The organism is Chryseobacterium sp. PCH239 (assembly GCF_018924625.1).
Lineage (GTDB): Bacteria > Bacteroidota > Bacteroidia > Flavobacteriales > Weeksellaceae > Chryseobacterium > Chryseobacterium cucumeris.
Window position 1 is genome coordinate 1,697,117 of sequence record NZ_CP073027.1, and the last position, 15,817, is coordinate 1,712,933.

The 15,817-nt window shown below is 37.0% G+C and carries 11 protein-coding genes and 1 pseudogene; 7 read left to right on the top strand and 5 right to left on the bottom strand.

Annotation, left to right across the window (positions count from 1 at the left end; all coding sequences use genetic code 11):
• Window positions 1-115: 115 nt before the first annotated feature.
• Window positions 116-1,120, bottom strand: a complete 1,005-nt coding sequence (locus KBP46_RS07700; protein ID WP_123278068.1) for a glycosyltransferase family 2 protein — start codon at window positions 1,118-1,120, stop codon at window positions 116-118.
• A 208-nt stretch (window positions 1,121-1,328) separates the two neighbouring features.
• On the opposite strand from KBP46_RS07700, the gene KBP46_RS07705 reads away from it, so the two are divergent.
• Together KBP46_RS07705 and KBP46_RS07710 are read left to right on the top strand one after the other, a co-directional pair.
• The gene (locus KBP46_RS07705) at window positions 1,329-2,342 is read left to right on the top strand and encodes an SDR family NAD(P)-dependent oxidoreductase (protein ID WP_123278069.1); all 1,014 of its coding nucleotides are present in this window, start codon (window positions 1,329-1,331) and stop codon (window positions 2,340-2,342) included.
• A 39-nt stretch (window positions 2,343-2,381) separates the two neighbouring features.
• Window positions 2,382-3,188, top strand: a complete 807-nt coding sequence (locus tag KBP46_RS07710; RefSeq protein ID WP_216445055.1) for an AraC family transcriptional regulator — start codon at window positions 2,382-2,384, stop codon at window positions 3,186-3,188.
• 256 nt (window positions 3,189-3,444) lie between these two features.
• Here KBP46_RS07710 and KBP46_RS23600 read toward each other — a convergent pair.
• A pseudogene (locus KBP46_RS23600) lies at window positions 3,445-3,609 on the bottom strand (class I SAM-dependent RNA methyltransferase); the annotation flags it as partial.
• A gap of 474 nt (window positions 3,610-4,083) precedes the next feature.
• Window positions 4,084-5,250: a class I SAM-dependent RNA methyltransferase gene (locus KBP46_RS07715; RefSeq protein WP_034695266.1), complete on the bottom strand. Its 1,167-nt coding sequence runs from the start codon at window positions 5,248-5,250 to the stop codon at window positions 4,084-4,086.
• 137 nt (window positions 5,251-5,387) lie between these two features.
• Here KBP46_RS07715 and KBP46_RS07720 point away from each other — a divergent pair, with 137 nt between their 5' ends.
• From KBP46_RS07720 to KBP46_RS07735, 4 genes are all read left to right on the top strand, one after another.
• Entirely contained in the window at window positions 5,388-6,113 is a 726-nt protein-coding gene (locus KBP46_RS07720) for a class I SAM-dependent methyltransferase (protein ID WP_216445056.1), read from the top strand.
• On the top strand, window positions 6,113-6,841 hold the full coding sequence (locus KBP46_RS07725; protein WP_123278072.1) for a ZIP family metal transporter: 729 nt from the start codon (window positions 6,113-6,115) through the stop codon (window positions 6,839-6,841). Before KBP46_RS07720 ends, KBP46_RS07725 begins: the two co-directional genes overlap by 1 nt.
• A gap of 280 nt (window positions 6,842-7,121) precedes the next feature.
• Window positions 7,122-9,860 carry a SusC/RagA family TonB-linked outer membrane protein gene (locus KBP46_RS07730; protein ID WP_216445057.1) on the top strand — a complete coding sequence of 913 codons (2,739 nt, stop codon included), beginning with the start codon at window positions 7,122-7,124 and terminating at the stop codon, window positions 9,858-9,860.
• A gap of 10 nt (window positions 9,861-9,870) precedes the next feature.
• Window positions 9,871-11,523, top strand: a complete 1,653-nt coding sequence (locus KBP46_RS07735; protein ID WP_216445058.1) for a RagB/SusD family nutrient uptake outer membrane protein — start codon at window positions 9,871-9,873, stop codon at window positions 11,521-11,523.
• Between the two features lie 101 nt (window positions 11,524-11,624).
• Here the strand turns inward: KBP46_RS07735 and KBP46_RS07740 are convergent, their stop codons facing one another.
• Both KBP46_RS07740 and KBP46_RS07745 read right to left on the bottom strand, forming a co-directional pair.
• On the bottom strand, window positions 11,625-13,010 hold the full coding sequence (locus tag KBP46_RS07740) for an OmpP1/FadL family transporter (protein WP_238590577.1): 1,386 nt from the start codon (window positions 13,008-13,010) through the stop codon (window positions 11,625-11,627).
• Window positions 13,011-13,064: 54 nt separating this feature from the next.
• Window positions 13,065-14,162, bottom strand: a complete 1,098-nt coding sequence (locus KBP46_RS07745; RefSeq protein ID WP_216445059.1) for a prolyl-tRNA synthetase — start codon at window positions 14,160-14,162, stop codon at window positions 13,065-13,067.
• Between the two features lie 144 nt (window positions 14,163-14,306).
• On the opposite strand from KBP46_RS07745, the gene proS reads away from it, so the two are divergent.
• Window positions 14,307-15,782, top strand: a complete 1,476-nt coding sequence (proS, locus tag KBP46_RS07750; protein ID WP_062671604.1) for a proline--tRNA ligase — start codon at window positions 14,307-14,309, stop codon at window positions 15,780-15,782.
• Window positions 15,783-15,817: the final 35 nt, after the last annotated feature.

The window sequence follows — 15,817 nt, forward strand, 5'->3', positions numbered from 1 at the left end:
AATGTTGTTTGTAATCTTTTATAGGTTTAGGCTAAAGCCATTGAAAGATTTTATTTATTTGATGAATGGGCTAAAGCCCATTCCTATTAAAATTCGTTTATAATAATTATCCCTTCTATTTCTTATAATAGTGATGCGGAAAAGCCTCCTCAGGCTTCATTCGGAAAACATTCAATAAAATCCATGATTTCAGGAAACCATACCCGTAAGAAAACATCTGAATATAGGTAGAAATAACTGCCATTCCGGCAATGCTGATATTTTTAGTCAACAACAAAGCATGAAACAGCACCAAAAAGGTATACAATCCGTAGAAAGCAAGGATAATTCCTCTGCCCATCACAAAATACTCCAGAAAGCCCATTATATATCCCAGCATAAATAAGGTAGGAAATGCAAAGGAAATCTTTACATAATTCGGGTGTCTCTGGTTAAGAATCGGTCTTGCACAGCCAAACTGATAGACCTGTTTGGAGAATTTTCCAAAATCAACCCTACGTTTATGATATACAGCGATATCATCAAAAAAAGCAGTGGTAAAGCCATTTTCCCAAAGAGTCATGGAAAGATCCGGATCCTCACCTATCCTCATTTCTGAAAATCCGCCTACTTTTTCAAAAACAGCCTTTTTCACGCCCATATTAAAACTCCTTGGTTGAAATTTTGAAACGGCTTTCTTACTTCCTCTGATTCCTCCGGTTGTAAAAACAGAAGTCATAGAATACGAAATAGCCTTCTGCATCAGATTAAATCCTTTATGCGCTTTGTCAGCTCCTCCAAACGCATCACAAGGAATAGTCTGAATATCCTTTTTAATATGTTCAATATAATCTTTTTCAACGATGACATCACTGTCTACAAATACCAGCCATTCGTTAGTGGCTCTTGCTGCCCCATAATTTCTTGTCAGTCCGGGTCCTGAGTTATCTTTTCTGAAATATTTAATATCCAGGATTCCATCAAAATTTTCAATGGTAGGTTTCAGATCGATTAAAGAACCATCATCCACAATAATGATCTCAAACTCCTTATCTGTCTGCTGAGTAAGAGACGTCAGTAACTCGAAAAGTTCATCTTTTCGGTTGTAAATAGCAACGACAATAGAAATAGTAGGCTTCAAATTGAAAATTTTTCAAAATTACTTATTCGCAGAACAACCTACAAACAGTTTAACAGCTTATTCAGATAAATTAACGATAGAGAATTTTATCTGCCTTACTACATGGAGATTACAAATGAAATTCTAAGCCAAGTCATTTGACATTTTAAACAAAATAAACACGAAAAATCCCCCCTAATTTTGCTATAGAAATTTAAACCAATAAAAAATGGAAACAATGATCAGCACATTACAACAACCTATTCAATCAGGTTTTGATGCATCTTCTACAGCTCAGGAAGTTATCAAAGGAATAGATCTTACAGGAAAAACAGTCATCATTACCGGTGGTTATGCAGGAATTGGACTTGAAACTACCAAAGTTCTTACTTCAGCCGGAGCGCATGTTATTATTCCCGCAAGAGATATCGAAAAAGCAGGAAAAAACCTTACAGGACTAGAAAATTTTGAACTTGAAAAAATGGATTTAATGGATCCTGCCTCTATTGATGCCTTTGCAGAAAGATTTATAGCGTCAGACAGAAGCCTGGATCTTCTCATTAATAATGCAGGAATCATGTGGGTACCACTCCGAAGAGACAGCAGAGGTTTTGAATCCCAACTGGCAACCAACTATTTTGGACAGTTTCATCTTACCTCAAAATTATGGCCCGCTCTGAAAAAAGCAAATGGTGCAAGGGTTATCAGCGTTTCTTCTTATGGGCACCAGATGGCACCTTTTAATTTTGAAGATCCTAATTTTGAAAAAAGAGATTACGATACCCTTTCCGGATATGGACAATCTAAAACAGCTTGCAATCTGTTTGCTGTAGAACTCGATGAAAGAGGAAAAGAATTCAATATCAGAGCGTATTCACTTCATCCTGGTTCTGTATATGGAACTGATCTGGGCAGAGAAGAACCTGTTGAACTTTTTAAACAGCTTGGAACGCATGATGAAAATGGAAATATCAAACCCGAGGTGGAAGCACGATTAAAAACTATCCCGCAAGGTGCTGCAACAACAGTCTGGTGTGCTGTAAGCCCTCAACTTAATGAAATAGGTGGAGTTTATTGCGAAAACTGTGATATTGCTGAAATAGACGAAGGACAAATTGAACATAGATTTGATGAACCGGCAACCATTCGAGGAGTACAGCCCTACTCTGTTGATAAAAACAATGCTGAGCGTTTATGGAAATTAAGCGAAGAAATGCTGGGGTTTAAATTTGATACCAAATAACTGTTTTTTAAATACATTTGTAATGAAAAACTTTTGACAATGGATTTCCAGATACAATACCTCACTCCGGATATCAAAATTTCCAGTTATGACGACAAGCTGTTCAAAACGGAAACGGTTTTTGAATATCATATGCTGGTATGGTTCATATCAGGAGAAACGAAAATTATTCAGGCAGACAAAACCTATCTGTTCAAAGCAGGAGATATTTTTCTGATTCCTAGAAATCATCTTGCTACGATTATCAATTATCCCAAGGATGGGCTTCCACATAAAGCTGTAGTAATGCATCTTACCACAGAACGGCTGAAGAATTTTTATAGCTCTGTTGATTATGAAAGGAAAAACGGACATCGGGAATCCAGCATTCACAGTTTCAACAGCCATCCGCTTCTGAACAGCTGTCTTGCGTCCCTGATTCCTTACTTTGAGATTGAAGGCTCACTTCCTGAAAATATCGCCCATCTAAAAATCACTGAAGCCATCAGTATTGTAAGGGAAATTGATCCGGATATCGATACTTTACTTGCAGATTTTGAGGAACCTGGAAAAGTAGATCTGATTAACTTTATGGAGAAGAATTATATGTTCAATATGCCATTGGAACGATTCGGATATCTGACAGGAAGGAGTTTATCAACTTTTAACCGTGATTTCAGAAAGATTTTTCAAACAACTCCGCAGCGATGGCTTACTCAAAAACGTCTTGAACTTGCCTATTATCATTTATCAGAAAAGAATAAAAAACCTTCCGATGTTTTTCTGGAAGTAGGTTTTGAAGACCTTTCCCATTTTTCACATGCCTTTAAAAAACAGTATGGCTTTGCGCCTTCACTGGCTCGATAAACAAAACAGGTTGTACACATTCGTACAACCTGTTTTTTATTTTAATTACCACTGGAATTATTATTTTGGTAAGCTATCCGGATCTTTTGAATCCTTCTTCTGAGATATTACATTATGATTTAAAGCTTTTCTTTCAGGTTGTGAAGATGATTTTGAACGTGACGATTTTGATCCAGAACCCAACAGACCGAATAAATCAAAAACTACATCAAATATGTCAAAAAAATTCCAGGACATTAGTTTATTATTTTAAATCCTACTTATTCTCCTCCAACTTATATACTTTCTTGGTTCCTTCATACATTTCATATTGTAAAAATCTCGTTTCCACCTTTCCGTTGAAAAGTCTGATCTTTCTTGAAGGACGTCAATCGATTTTCTTCACTGTTTCAAAGTCTTGGAACATCAGCCGGCTATATGTTCTATATATTTTACTAAACCTGATTCGTTCTGTTATATAAACCATCCTGACTTAAAGTAAGCACACGATACTGTAGAAATAAAAAAAGTAATCACTGAACAACTGAAAAGAAGCAATTTGAACGGGGTTTTAAAGTAATAAAGTTCCAAAATATAGAGCACAAAAAACACTAACAGCGAAATACCGATTCCTATTAAAGAAGCTACTATTAAGGTTTGTGTATAATTTTGTACCGGTAAAGGATCTTTAAAAACCATAAAAAAACCAAATGCCACTAATACCAAAGCTACAGCACTTACTTTCTCAGTAAAATATTTAGATCTTTTTGATTCCTTTTTTCTAGGTTTTTCATCATAATTAAGACTCTTTCTGTCAGAGGTTGAACTTAACGAGCCTGAGCCCGAGCTAAACAATCCCAACGCGTCTACAATTATTCCCAATAGATCTAATAACATCAGTTTATTATTTTAAATCCTACTTATTCTCCTCCAGTTTATGTACTTTCTTCGTTCCTTCATACATTTCATATTGTAAAAATCTCGTTTCCAGTTTTCCGTTGAAAAGTTTGATCTTTCTTGAAGGACGTAAACCGATTTTCTTCACCGCTTCAAGATCGGAAGAGATTAACCAGGCTAGTGTATTCGGGTAATGCGTTTTAAAAGTATCTCCGATTTTCTTGTAAAAATCATCATCATTAATAGAAATTCTCTCATCGTATGGAGGGTTGAATACCATTAATAATGGGAAAAGTTCTTTTTTAGAATCAAAGAAGTTCTGTTTTTTAATCTCAATAACATCTTCCATTTCTGCAGCTTCTACATTCATTCTTGCAGCATTCAGCATTCTTGCATCAATGTCATATCCAACAATTTTTCCATCAAATTGCCTTACTCTGTTAATTCTGAATTCTTTAATTTTTGCAAATAAGTCTGCATCATAGTTATTCCAGTTCTGGAATCCGAATCTCTTTCTGAAAATCTGAGCCGGAAGGTCCATCGCAATCATTGCTGCTTCAATTAATAATGTTCCGGAACCACACATAGGATCAAGGAAATTTCCTTTTCCATCCCAGCCTGCCAGCTGAAGCATTCCGCTTGCCAAGACTTCGTTGATAGGAGCCTCTCCCTGTTCTCTTCTGTATCCTCTTTTAAACAAAGGATCTCCTGAAGAATCCATTGAAATCATTACCAATTCTCTGTCTATGTGAAGATGGAATTTGATATCCGGATTTCTCGTTTCTACATTAGGACGTCTTTTAAATTTTTCCTGGAAATAATCCACAATAGCATCCTTCATTTTCAAAGTCACAAACTGAGAATGCTTGAAGGTTTCAGAGTTTACAGTGGCATCAATAGAGAAAGACTGGTCAACATCCATAAAATTCTCCCATTCAAATTTAAACAATCTATCATAAAACTGATGCTGATTAAAAGCTTTGAATTCATGAATCGGCACCAGAATTTTCAATGCTGTTCTCGCAGAGTAATTGATTTTATAAAGAAAACCAAGATCTCCTTCACAGTTTACCGCTCTGTTTTTAATTTCAACATTTCTTCCACCCAATTTTTTGATTTCTTCTGCCAGAATCTGCTCCAATCCGAAGAATGTTTTTATCTGTATTTTAATATTTTCTGTATCCATAAGTTTGAATTAAAAGATTTAAAGCTTTAAAAATTAAAAGATTAACTATTCAACTTCTTGTCCAATTGAATTTTTCAATCTCTTAATGTTGTAAAATACTTTGCTTTTAACCGCACAAATTTAGTTATTTTTGCATTATGGAATGGTTTGAATCTTGGTTTGATACCCCTTATTATCATTTGCTTTATAGCAACAGAGACTATACTGAAGCAGAAAACTTCATTACAAAGCTCACAGCGGACCTTCAGTTGCCGCCTCAGTCGAAAATCATAGATCTTGCCTGTGGAAAGGGAAGACACTCTGTTTTCCTTAATAAATTAGGGTATGATGTTTTGGGACTTGATCTTTCAAGACAAAGTATTGAATCCGACAAACAGTACGAAAATCAAACTTTACTTTTTGAAGTTCATGATATGAGAAATCCTATTGATGCAGATCCAATGGATGCTGTATTCAATTTATTTACAAGTTTTGGGTATTTTGACAATGAAAGCGATGATAAAAAAGTATTCCAATCAGTTTACAATGCTTTAAAACCAGGAGGATATTTTGTTCTAGACTATCTGAATGAGGAATTTGTAAGAACTACCTTAGTTCCTGAAACAACGATCACGAGAGGGAATATTGAGTTCAGAATCCTAAAGAAAATCGAAGGCAGACACGTCATCAAAGACATCCGTTTTGAAGCCGATGGTAAACCGTTTCATTTCTTTGAGAAAGTAAAACTTCATACTCTGGAAGCCATTCATACCTATGCTTCTGAATGTGGGTTTGAAAGAATAAAAATCTGGGGAGATTATCAACTGAATGAATTTAAGAAAGAAAATTCCCCGCGATGCATCAATTTATTTAAGAAAAAATAATGACAACAGTACTTTTACTGATTTTAAGTGTCGTAACAGGAGTATTTCTGGGAAAACACTTTGGTAAAAAAGAGAAACTGGCTAAAAATCTACTGATATTAAGTGCCGGTTTTTTGATTACAATCTGTCTTAATGAAGTGTTTCCGCAGGTTTATACCTCTTCCGGAAGCAGTAGTCTTGGGATATTCGTAATCGCGGGAGTTCTGCTGCAGATGATCCTGGAAGCTCTTACCAAAGGCTTTGAACACGGGCACTTCCATCATCATAGCGAACACAATATTCTTCCTGTTGCTTTAATGGTAGGATTATTTATCCATGCTTTTATTGAGGGGATTCCTTTGGCTAACGAGCAACACGAAATGTCGCCTTATCTTTGGGGAATTGTATTTCATAATCTCCCTATTTCATTTATTCTGGGAGCATTTTTATTTAACAGAAAGGGAGAATCTAAAAGTTCTTCATCTTATCCTTCTATTCTCATTGTAGCCTTATTTGCATTGGCTTCTCCCATGGGAATGTTGTTAGGTAATTATTTCAATCCTGATCTTCAGCCTTATTTTCTGGCGATCGTAGGCGGAATTTTCCTCCATATTTCATCCGTAATTATTTTTGAAAGTAATAAAAATCACAATATTGATTGGGTAAAAATCGGGCTGGTTGTTTTAGGAGTTTCACTTGCATTGATGATGCATGTTTTCCATCAACATCCCACTGCTCATTCTCATTAAATATAAAAAAAGCTCTGAAATCCAGAGCTTTTTTTATTATATTTCTAGTAATGATCCACGTTTTTCATGATCATTATCCTTAATCTATACTCATTCCTCTTTAGACTCATCAGTTAAAATTTGTTTTTTTTAAAATATTTTACACGAAAAAATTAATAAAAATTAAATATTTACACTTTAAAACAAAATAAAACACAATGTTTAACATTTTTTAACATATATATAACACCTATACATTGTTTTTTGTACATTAGCGACATTACCATCATCTAAAAATTGTATGAAAAAACAAAAGAAATTAACGACATCAGTCTGTTTTTTTTTAATGACAGGTTTTATAGCAGCCCAGACCACAAAGAAAACAGATACTTTAGAAGAAAAAAAAATTGATGACATTGTAATTATCGGCTACAAGGCACAGAAAAGATCCAGCCTTACAGCTGCCGTTTCTGTTATTTCTGACAAAAAACTTCAGGATTCCAATACCCCAAGCGTATCCGGTCTTCTGCAGGGAAAAGCCGCCGGAGTTCAAATCTTACCCGGTGGAGGTTCTGCAGGTTCTGTAGCCACTGTAAAAATCAGGGGTACTTCTACTATCAATGGTCCCAGTTCTGCCCTTTGGGTGGTGGATGGCGTAGTAATGCCCTATGCTCCCAATCTGGATCCCAATCAGATAGAAAGCATCAATATCTTAAAAGATGCCGCTTCAACAGCCTTATATGGCTCTAAAGCAGCAAATGGTATTGTACAGGTGTTTACCAAATCAGGAAATTCAGGGAAAGGAATATTAAGTGCATCTCTTAATAATTCTTTTAATGTGTTTAACAACGGGCGCTTCAAGCTTATGAACGGAACGCAGTTGTATGATTATTTCACCTCATTAAAAGGAGCACCTGAAATCCCTAAAACCCTTAGAAACGATGGCTACAACTGGCTGAAAGGCGGTACACAAACAGGAGTTGTACAAAATTACACTATTGATTTCAGAGGTGGCTCAGACCATTCCAAAACCTATATTTCAGGAAATTATTATAATGAAACCGGAACAATAAAAGGAGATGAATACAACAGGCTATCATTCAGAATCAATCATGAACAGACTATAAAGCCTTGGTTGATATTGAAACCAAAACTCAGTTTATCATACACCACGGGAAAAGATACTCAGGCTTCCCTTTATCAGATGTACCTTAATATGCCATGGGACAACCCCAGAGATGCCAATGGAAATCTGATCCGGGTGGATGAGGATTACGCAGATTGGTACGGAAGGGATAAAAGCAGTTACCTTTATGACCTTCAATGGAACTATGGCAAAAGTAATCAGCTGGATCTCATAGGAAATCTGGATGCTGAAGTCAGATTTACTGATTATCTTAAATTCATTACCACTAACAATGTTACCTACAAAAACTATGATGATATGTACTATACCGATCCCAGATCGATCAGTGGAACAAGTAATAAAGGGGAATTAACAGAAAACTATCAAAAAGACATCAGCAAATTTTTCAACCAGATGCTGAGATTTGACAAAGATTTTGGAAATCATAACATCAACGCATTAGCTGCATATGAATATACCGACAGATTCTATAAGTCATCAAGAGCTGGTGTTTATGGCGTAGTACCCGGTACAGATATTTTTAATACCGGTGCTTCTACAGGACAAAAGCCAACAGGAAGAAAGTTTGACCGCGCTTATAATGCATTCCTGTTTAACACAGAATATGTATATGATAAAAAATATTTTATCCAAGGGTCTTTAAGAAGCGAATCATCTTCTGCATTCGGTGCCAACAACAGAAACGGCTTATTTTATGCGTATAGTGTGGGATGGAATATCCATAAAGAAAATTTCTTCAAAATAAAACCTGTTAACGAATGGAAATTACGGGCAAGCAGAGGACTTGTGGGAAATACACCCAGTCCGGATTACGGATGGCAAGACCTATATAGACTTACAGAAAAATATGATGGACAAATAGGAGCAACATGGTATCAGCTCGGAAACCCTGCGTTAACCTGGGAATCAATCTATCAGAATAATATTGGTATCGATATCAAGGCATTTAATAACAGACTTACTTTAAATATTGATTATTTTAATAATAAAACAAAAAACCTGCTGATGCTTGTCCCTCTGCCATCATTGACTGGAGTTGACAGACAGTACGTGAATATCGGTGACGTCAGAAACAAAGGCTGGGAGTTCAATGTAAATTATTCCATTATCCGCTCAGAAGATATCAACTGGGATCTGGGGTTTAATATCAGCACCTATAAAAACAATGTCCTTTCAACCCGTAATAACGGCACACAGGTCTTGGACAATTATCATGTAGCTATACAAGGATATGACGTTAACTCTTTCTATATGAGAAAGTGGCTGGGTGTAAATCCAGAAAATGGTGAAGCACAATGGGAGATCATTAATCCGGATGGAAGCAGAAGTGCGACCTCAAAATACAACCTGGCTACCGTACAAGTGGTAGGAGCTGCCACACCAGATTATTACGGCTCTGTAAGTACTAATCTGAACATCAAAAATTTCTATCTTGCCGCAAATCTTTATTTCTCTCAGGGTGGGCAAGTATATAACTCGTACAGAGAATTATTTGATTCAGACGGTGCCTATCCGTATTACAACCAGATGGTTTTAAAAGATGGATGGACAAGATGGGAAAAGCCGGGAGATATCGCAACCCATCCGGCTGCTGTATACAACAATAATTCATTAACAAATAAGCCTTCATCACGGTATCTTGAGGATGCCAGCTTTGTCAAGTTAAGATCCTTGAGAATAGGATATAATTTGCCTGCATCTCTAACAGAAAAGATGAAAATAAAATCAGCGAATATTTATATTATGGGTGAAAATTTATTTACCATCACCAAATTCTCCGGAGTGGATCCTGAAGTTGGTAATGCAGATAATCAAAGCGTCTATTCTGGCAATGCAGGAGCTATCTACCCTATTCCGAGAAGATTTTCCTTAGGCTTAAACTTTTCTTTTTAAAAAAATAATTATGAAAAAAATACTTATTCCCATTCTCATAGTATCATTAACGGCATGTAACATAGACCGTTCACCGTATGATTCAAAGGAGTCTGATGTTATCCTTGCAGATGCAACCGGACTCAAAACCATAACGCTGGGAAATTATGCATTGCTTAAAGGGGATGCGGATGGCGGTGGTTTTTACAACAACCTATACAGGATCAGTGAATATGGTGGTGATAATATTGATATCAGCGGAACTACCACCGATTCATTTTTTTATTATTATAATTATAAAAGCATTAAAAACAATGCCCGCACCAATACGATCTGGAACTCGGGATACAAAGCTATTATCGGATGTAACAGAGTGATATCAAAGGTTACGGAAGGAAAAGACACAGAAACAGATCAGCTCATAGGCGAAAATTATTTTTTAAGAGCTTATGTATACTTTTCTATGGTCAATGTATTTGGAAGACCCTATAATCAGGGGACAGGTAATCCCGGAGTACCCTTAAAACTATCTGACGATGTCAACGATTTACCTGCCAGAGCCACTGTAGGAGAGATATACAATCAAGTGGTAAACGACCTTCTGAAAGCAGAAAAACTGATGACCCTGGACAAAAACAATATATATGCATCCAAAGAAGCAGCACAGGCTTTACTTTCCAGAGTCTACTTATACATGGAAAATAATGATAAAGCGATTGAATATGCAAATAAAGTCATCAATTCCGGGAAGTATACTCTTCTGTCTAAAGCAGAATTGCCTGCTTATGCTACCAAAACTCCTGAATCCAATACCGAAACTATTTTTGCATTTAAATACAATAAAGATGGAGACTATAGTGATGGCTGGTATACTATAGGCTCAATGTATGCTACCATACAGAATGTGGGCTGGGGTGAAATGTATGCTTCTTCCTCTTATCTTGACCTGATCAATCAGAATCCTCAGGATGCAAGGCTGAAGTTTATTTCTCCCAAATACAGCAGTCCGGCGGTTCCGGTTGCATATTGGGTACAAAAAGGAACCAACTCATCCGGTGCCACCACCTACAGTTATCAATTTCAAAAGACTTTCCAGCAGAATGGAAATACTTACTTCACCATGAATAATATCAATTATCAGGTACAATCTGAGGCAGCACCCAATAAAACAAACTATTATTTTGTTAACGCAAACGGTGGAAAAACTTATGTTTACTTAGATAATGATATGGATAAAAGAAACGGATATCCTAAATTTTATGTTTTAAAATGTTCCTTACAAGAGGGAGTTCCGCAACTGTGGTCTCCTGTTGTTATAAGACTGGCAGAAATATACATGAACAGAGCCGAAGCCTATTCGAAAAAAGGAAATACTGCTTCAGCACTCGCAGACATAAACATTATCAGAACAAGAGCAGGAATACCTGTATATAATTCAGTCCCTGCAGGGCAGACTATTCTGGACGTTGTTCTACAGGAAAGAAGGTTGGAAATGGCTTTTGAAGGACATAGAAGATACGATGTCTTCAGAAACAAACTGGATCTCGACAGACAATATCCCGGAACTCATTTAAGTGGAAATAATGCTTTTTATACAGTACCTTATACCCATAACAGAGTGGTAGAATATATTCCCGAGCAGCAGATCCAGATCCAGCCAAATCTGGTGCAGAATCCGGATTAAGAATGATACGGAAATCAACAGCATTCAAAAATTTCAAATCAACAAAAAAGAGGCTGTCCTAAATATAGGCAGCCTCTCTTTATATATTTTGATATCTTAACTTAGAATTTCCATCCAACCGTAAGGAAGAAATTATTTCTGTTGTTTTTCACCTCACTTGCCGCATATGCTTCACTTGCGAAGATATTTTTAGCAGAATAATAAGATGAATCAGAATTACCATCCATATATCCTCTCATAAAAGGATTAGTATACTTAGATGAGATATTCTGATAAGATGCATCTACATAGAATGATTTGAAATCATACCCGATACCAAAAGAAAGGGTATTTCTGTCACTTAGCATCATATTGCTGTACGATTGATCTCCTACAGTACCTGCATCATTAAATCTGCTGATCGTAAGGGCATCAAAAGGAGTTGACTGGTAGGCGTAACCTCCTCTCAACCTGAACTGCTGTACTCTGTACTCAGCTCCCACTCTTACTTCTGAAAGATTCTTGTAGTTTTCTTTGAAGAAATCATTTAATTCTCTTTCTGCACCTCCATATACTTTATAATCAGGTTTTGTAAGTCCAAGAGTATAGTCTACGTTCAATGAGAAGTTTTTACTTGCTACAAACGCAGCACTCACCGTTGCTTTAAGAGGTGAAGTGAACTTTCTGTTTTCAGCTCCAATATCGTCTCCATAAACAGGATCATTATAGAAATAATAATTTCTGTCTATTGTCCAGAATGTAGGAGTTTCAAGAGAGGCTCCGACTCTGAAGTTAGGACTCAACTTTCCAATCACCCCTAATGAAGCAGAAAAACCTGAAGATCTTTCTGAGTACGGAGTATCCTGCTTACTGAATGCTTCTGTAGAACCATTGGCAATGTTTCGGTACAACAAAGTATCATACTGATCCAATGAAGCATTGAAAAAGTTGAAACCTGCTCCTAAATATAAATTATGATTATAGTTGGCACCAACTCCAAAACTCATCTTTGACAAGTTACCGTATCTTTCATACATATGCCCCGCTAATGCAGCATCCTTGGTAATATCATCCTTATCAAAAGCATAAACGATCTTATTATTTCCTGGTGACTGGATTACATTGTCCAAAGTCTGATTAGAAAAATTAATACCAATGTTGATAAACTTCCATCCGGTTTCTGTCATCAAAGGAAAAGCAATTACACCTCCTGCATTCCCAAGGTCTCCTCTGGTTTTGCTATAATCTATTGTAGATCCTCCTAAAGTACTTTTGTTTTTATTTCCTAAAATAGATAAAGTTCCTGAAACCTCGCCTGAAATAGCTACTCCTAAACCTGCCGGGTTCGTAAGCAAAGAGTTTGCATCACCACCTAGCGCACCATTAGCTCCAGCCATCGCATTAAACTTAGCTGATCCCACCATAGGAGTACTTGAATAAACCTCTACCGTATTTCTTATGACAGAAACATCCTGAGCCTGTGCATAAAATGCAGCAGAAATACTCATTAATACTAAAGATTTTTTTAACATTATTTTTTAATAGTTTATTAATTTGAAAAATTATCTGAAGCCACCTCTGCCTCCGCCGCCGGATCTCATTCCGCCACCTCCTGAAGAACCGCCTCTAAAGCCTCCTCCTCCGGAGTTGAAGCCACCACTCGATCTGAAACCTCCTGAATCATTAGATCTGAAGCCTCCGTTATTATTGTTATATCTTGGTTGTGGTTGCTGATAATTGTAATTAGGTCTTGTTTGTGGCGCAGAGTTACGGAATCCACCATTAGACTGTGTATTTCTGAAACCTCCGGAATTACCGTTTCTAAAACCTCCGGAATTGCCATCTCTGAAACCGCCATTACTGTTTCTGAAGCCTCCGTTTGAGTTGGTATCTCTGAAACCACCATTATTATTAGTGTTTCTGAAACCTGAATTATTTGTATTCGTTCTGTAAACTGCGTTGGCTACCCCTGTATTCTGGAATCCACCTCCACTGATGCCACTTCTTCTGTAAACAGGTCTGTTGTAGTAGCCACCACCCCAGTAACCACCTCCGTAACCCCAGTAGGGATTTCCGTAGTATCCGCCCCAGAATGGATCATAATATCCGCCATATCCGTATCCCCAGTATGGACTTCCCCATCCGTAAGAGCCTCCCCAGCCCCATCCGAATGATCCGCCCCAACCCCAGGACATACTAACACCCCAGCCCCAGCCACGGTTCATACCCCAACCCCAATACGGGCTGTAACCACCATACCATCCCCAAGGAGATCCCCATCCCCATGAGTTGTCATAATAGTTGGTCTGAGAACCTGCATAAAGTCCCCAATCCGAGTCTGTAGCGTTGGAATTCCAATTGGTGTTGGTACCACTCCAGTCATTATATCTGTTTTGTTGCTCTCTGGAATTCGTCTGTGCATTTTGAATTACATTGGAATCCTGATAGTAATCATAGTATTCTCCTACTCTGTTTCCGCTATCATTGATGATAACTCCTTCAGGTAGCGTATCCTTATTGGGGTCGTAATACACCCCGTCTGTCTCGCTATACCCTCCCATCTGAGCACCACAAGACACAAGTAATAATCCGCCCGATATAGCCAATATCCCTTTGGATCTTAGCAGACCAAGCAAATTTTTATGTATATTTCTTTTCATGATAACGTAAAAATTTTTAATTTAAATTATATTTGCAATCTGTACCAAAAATGTACCAAAATACTGGTAAAAAAATCTATCAAAAATAGATTTTTATTTTTAGATAACAATAATGTACAAAAGTTAAAAAAATTTAAAAAAATAATGGCAAAATTAACCTCAAGAAGCGAAGATTACAGCAAATGGTATAATGAGCTGGTTGTAAAAGCTGATTTAGCTGAAAACTCAGGCGTGCGTGGATGTATGGTGATCAAACCGTATGGCTATGCGATCTGGGAAAAAATGCGTGATGAAATGGATAAAAAATTCAAAGAAACAGGTCACGTTAACGCATACTTCCCGCTTTTTGTGCCCAAGAGCTTGTTTGAGGCTGAGGAAAAAAATGCAGAAGGTTTTGCAAAAGAATGTGCTGTTGTTACCCACTACAGGTTAAAAACCGATCCGGACAACCCTTCCAAACTGATTGTAGATCCGGATGCAAAACTTGAAGAAGAACTTATTGTTCGTCCTACTTCAGAAGCAATTATCTGGAATACCTATAAAAACTGGATTCAGTCTTACAGAGACTTACCGATACTAATCAACCAATGGGCCAATGTTGTTCGTTGGGAAATGAGAACACGTCTTTTCCTGAGAACAGCAGAATTCTTATGGCAGGAAGGGCACACCGCTCACGCTACAAAAGATGAAGCTATTGAAGAAGCAGAAAAGATGAATAAAGTATATGCAGATTTTGCAGAAAACTTTATGGCTATTCCTGTAATTCAAGGGTTAAAAACGCCTTCTGAAAGATTTGCAGGAGCTGATGAGACTTATTGTATTGAAGCATTAATGCAGGATGGAAAAGCTTTACAGGCTGGAACATCTCACTTCTTAGGTCAGAATTTTGCAAAAGCATTTGACGTAAAATTCACCAACAAAGAAGGAAAAATCGAACATGCATGGGCAACATCATGGGGAACATCTACCCGTCTGATGGGAGCTTTAATTATGACGCACTCTGATGATTTCGGATTGGTATTGCCTCCTACCCTTGCGCCGATTCAGGTGGTGATTGTTCCTATCTTTAAAGGAGAAGAGCAACTGGAACAAATCAGTGAAGTGGCTTTAGATATTCAGGCTAAACTGAGAGCAAAAGGAATTTCTGTGAAGTTTGACAATGATACTCAGAACAAACCAGGATGGAAATTTGCAGAATATGAATTGAAAGGAGTTCCTGTAAGAATCGCTATGGGACCAAGAGACCTTGAAAATAAGTCTGTAGAAATTGCGAGAAGAGATAATCTGACTAAAGAAGTTCGTTCTATTGAAGGAATTGATTCTTATATCGAAGATTTATTGAAAACGATTCAGCAGGATATTTATAATAAAGCATTTGAATTCAGAAAAAATAATATCACGAAAGTGGATACTTATGAAGAATTCAAAAAAGTTCTGGAAGAGAAGGGAGGATTCATTTATGCACACTGGGATGGAACGGCTGAAGAAGAGGAACAAATCAAGGATGAAACGAAGGCTACAATAAGATGTATTCCTTTGGATAATGACGTAGAAGAAGGAATTTCTTTGATTTCAGGAAAACCATCTAAGAGACGTGTATTATTTGCAAAAGCTTATTAAAAATTTTAATGATTTAGAAAAAAATCATTAATTTT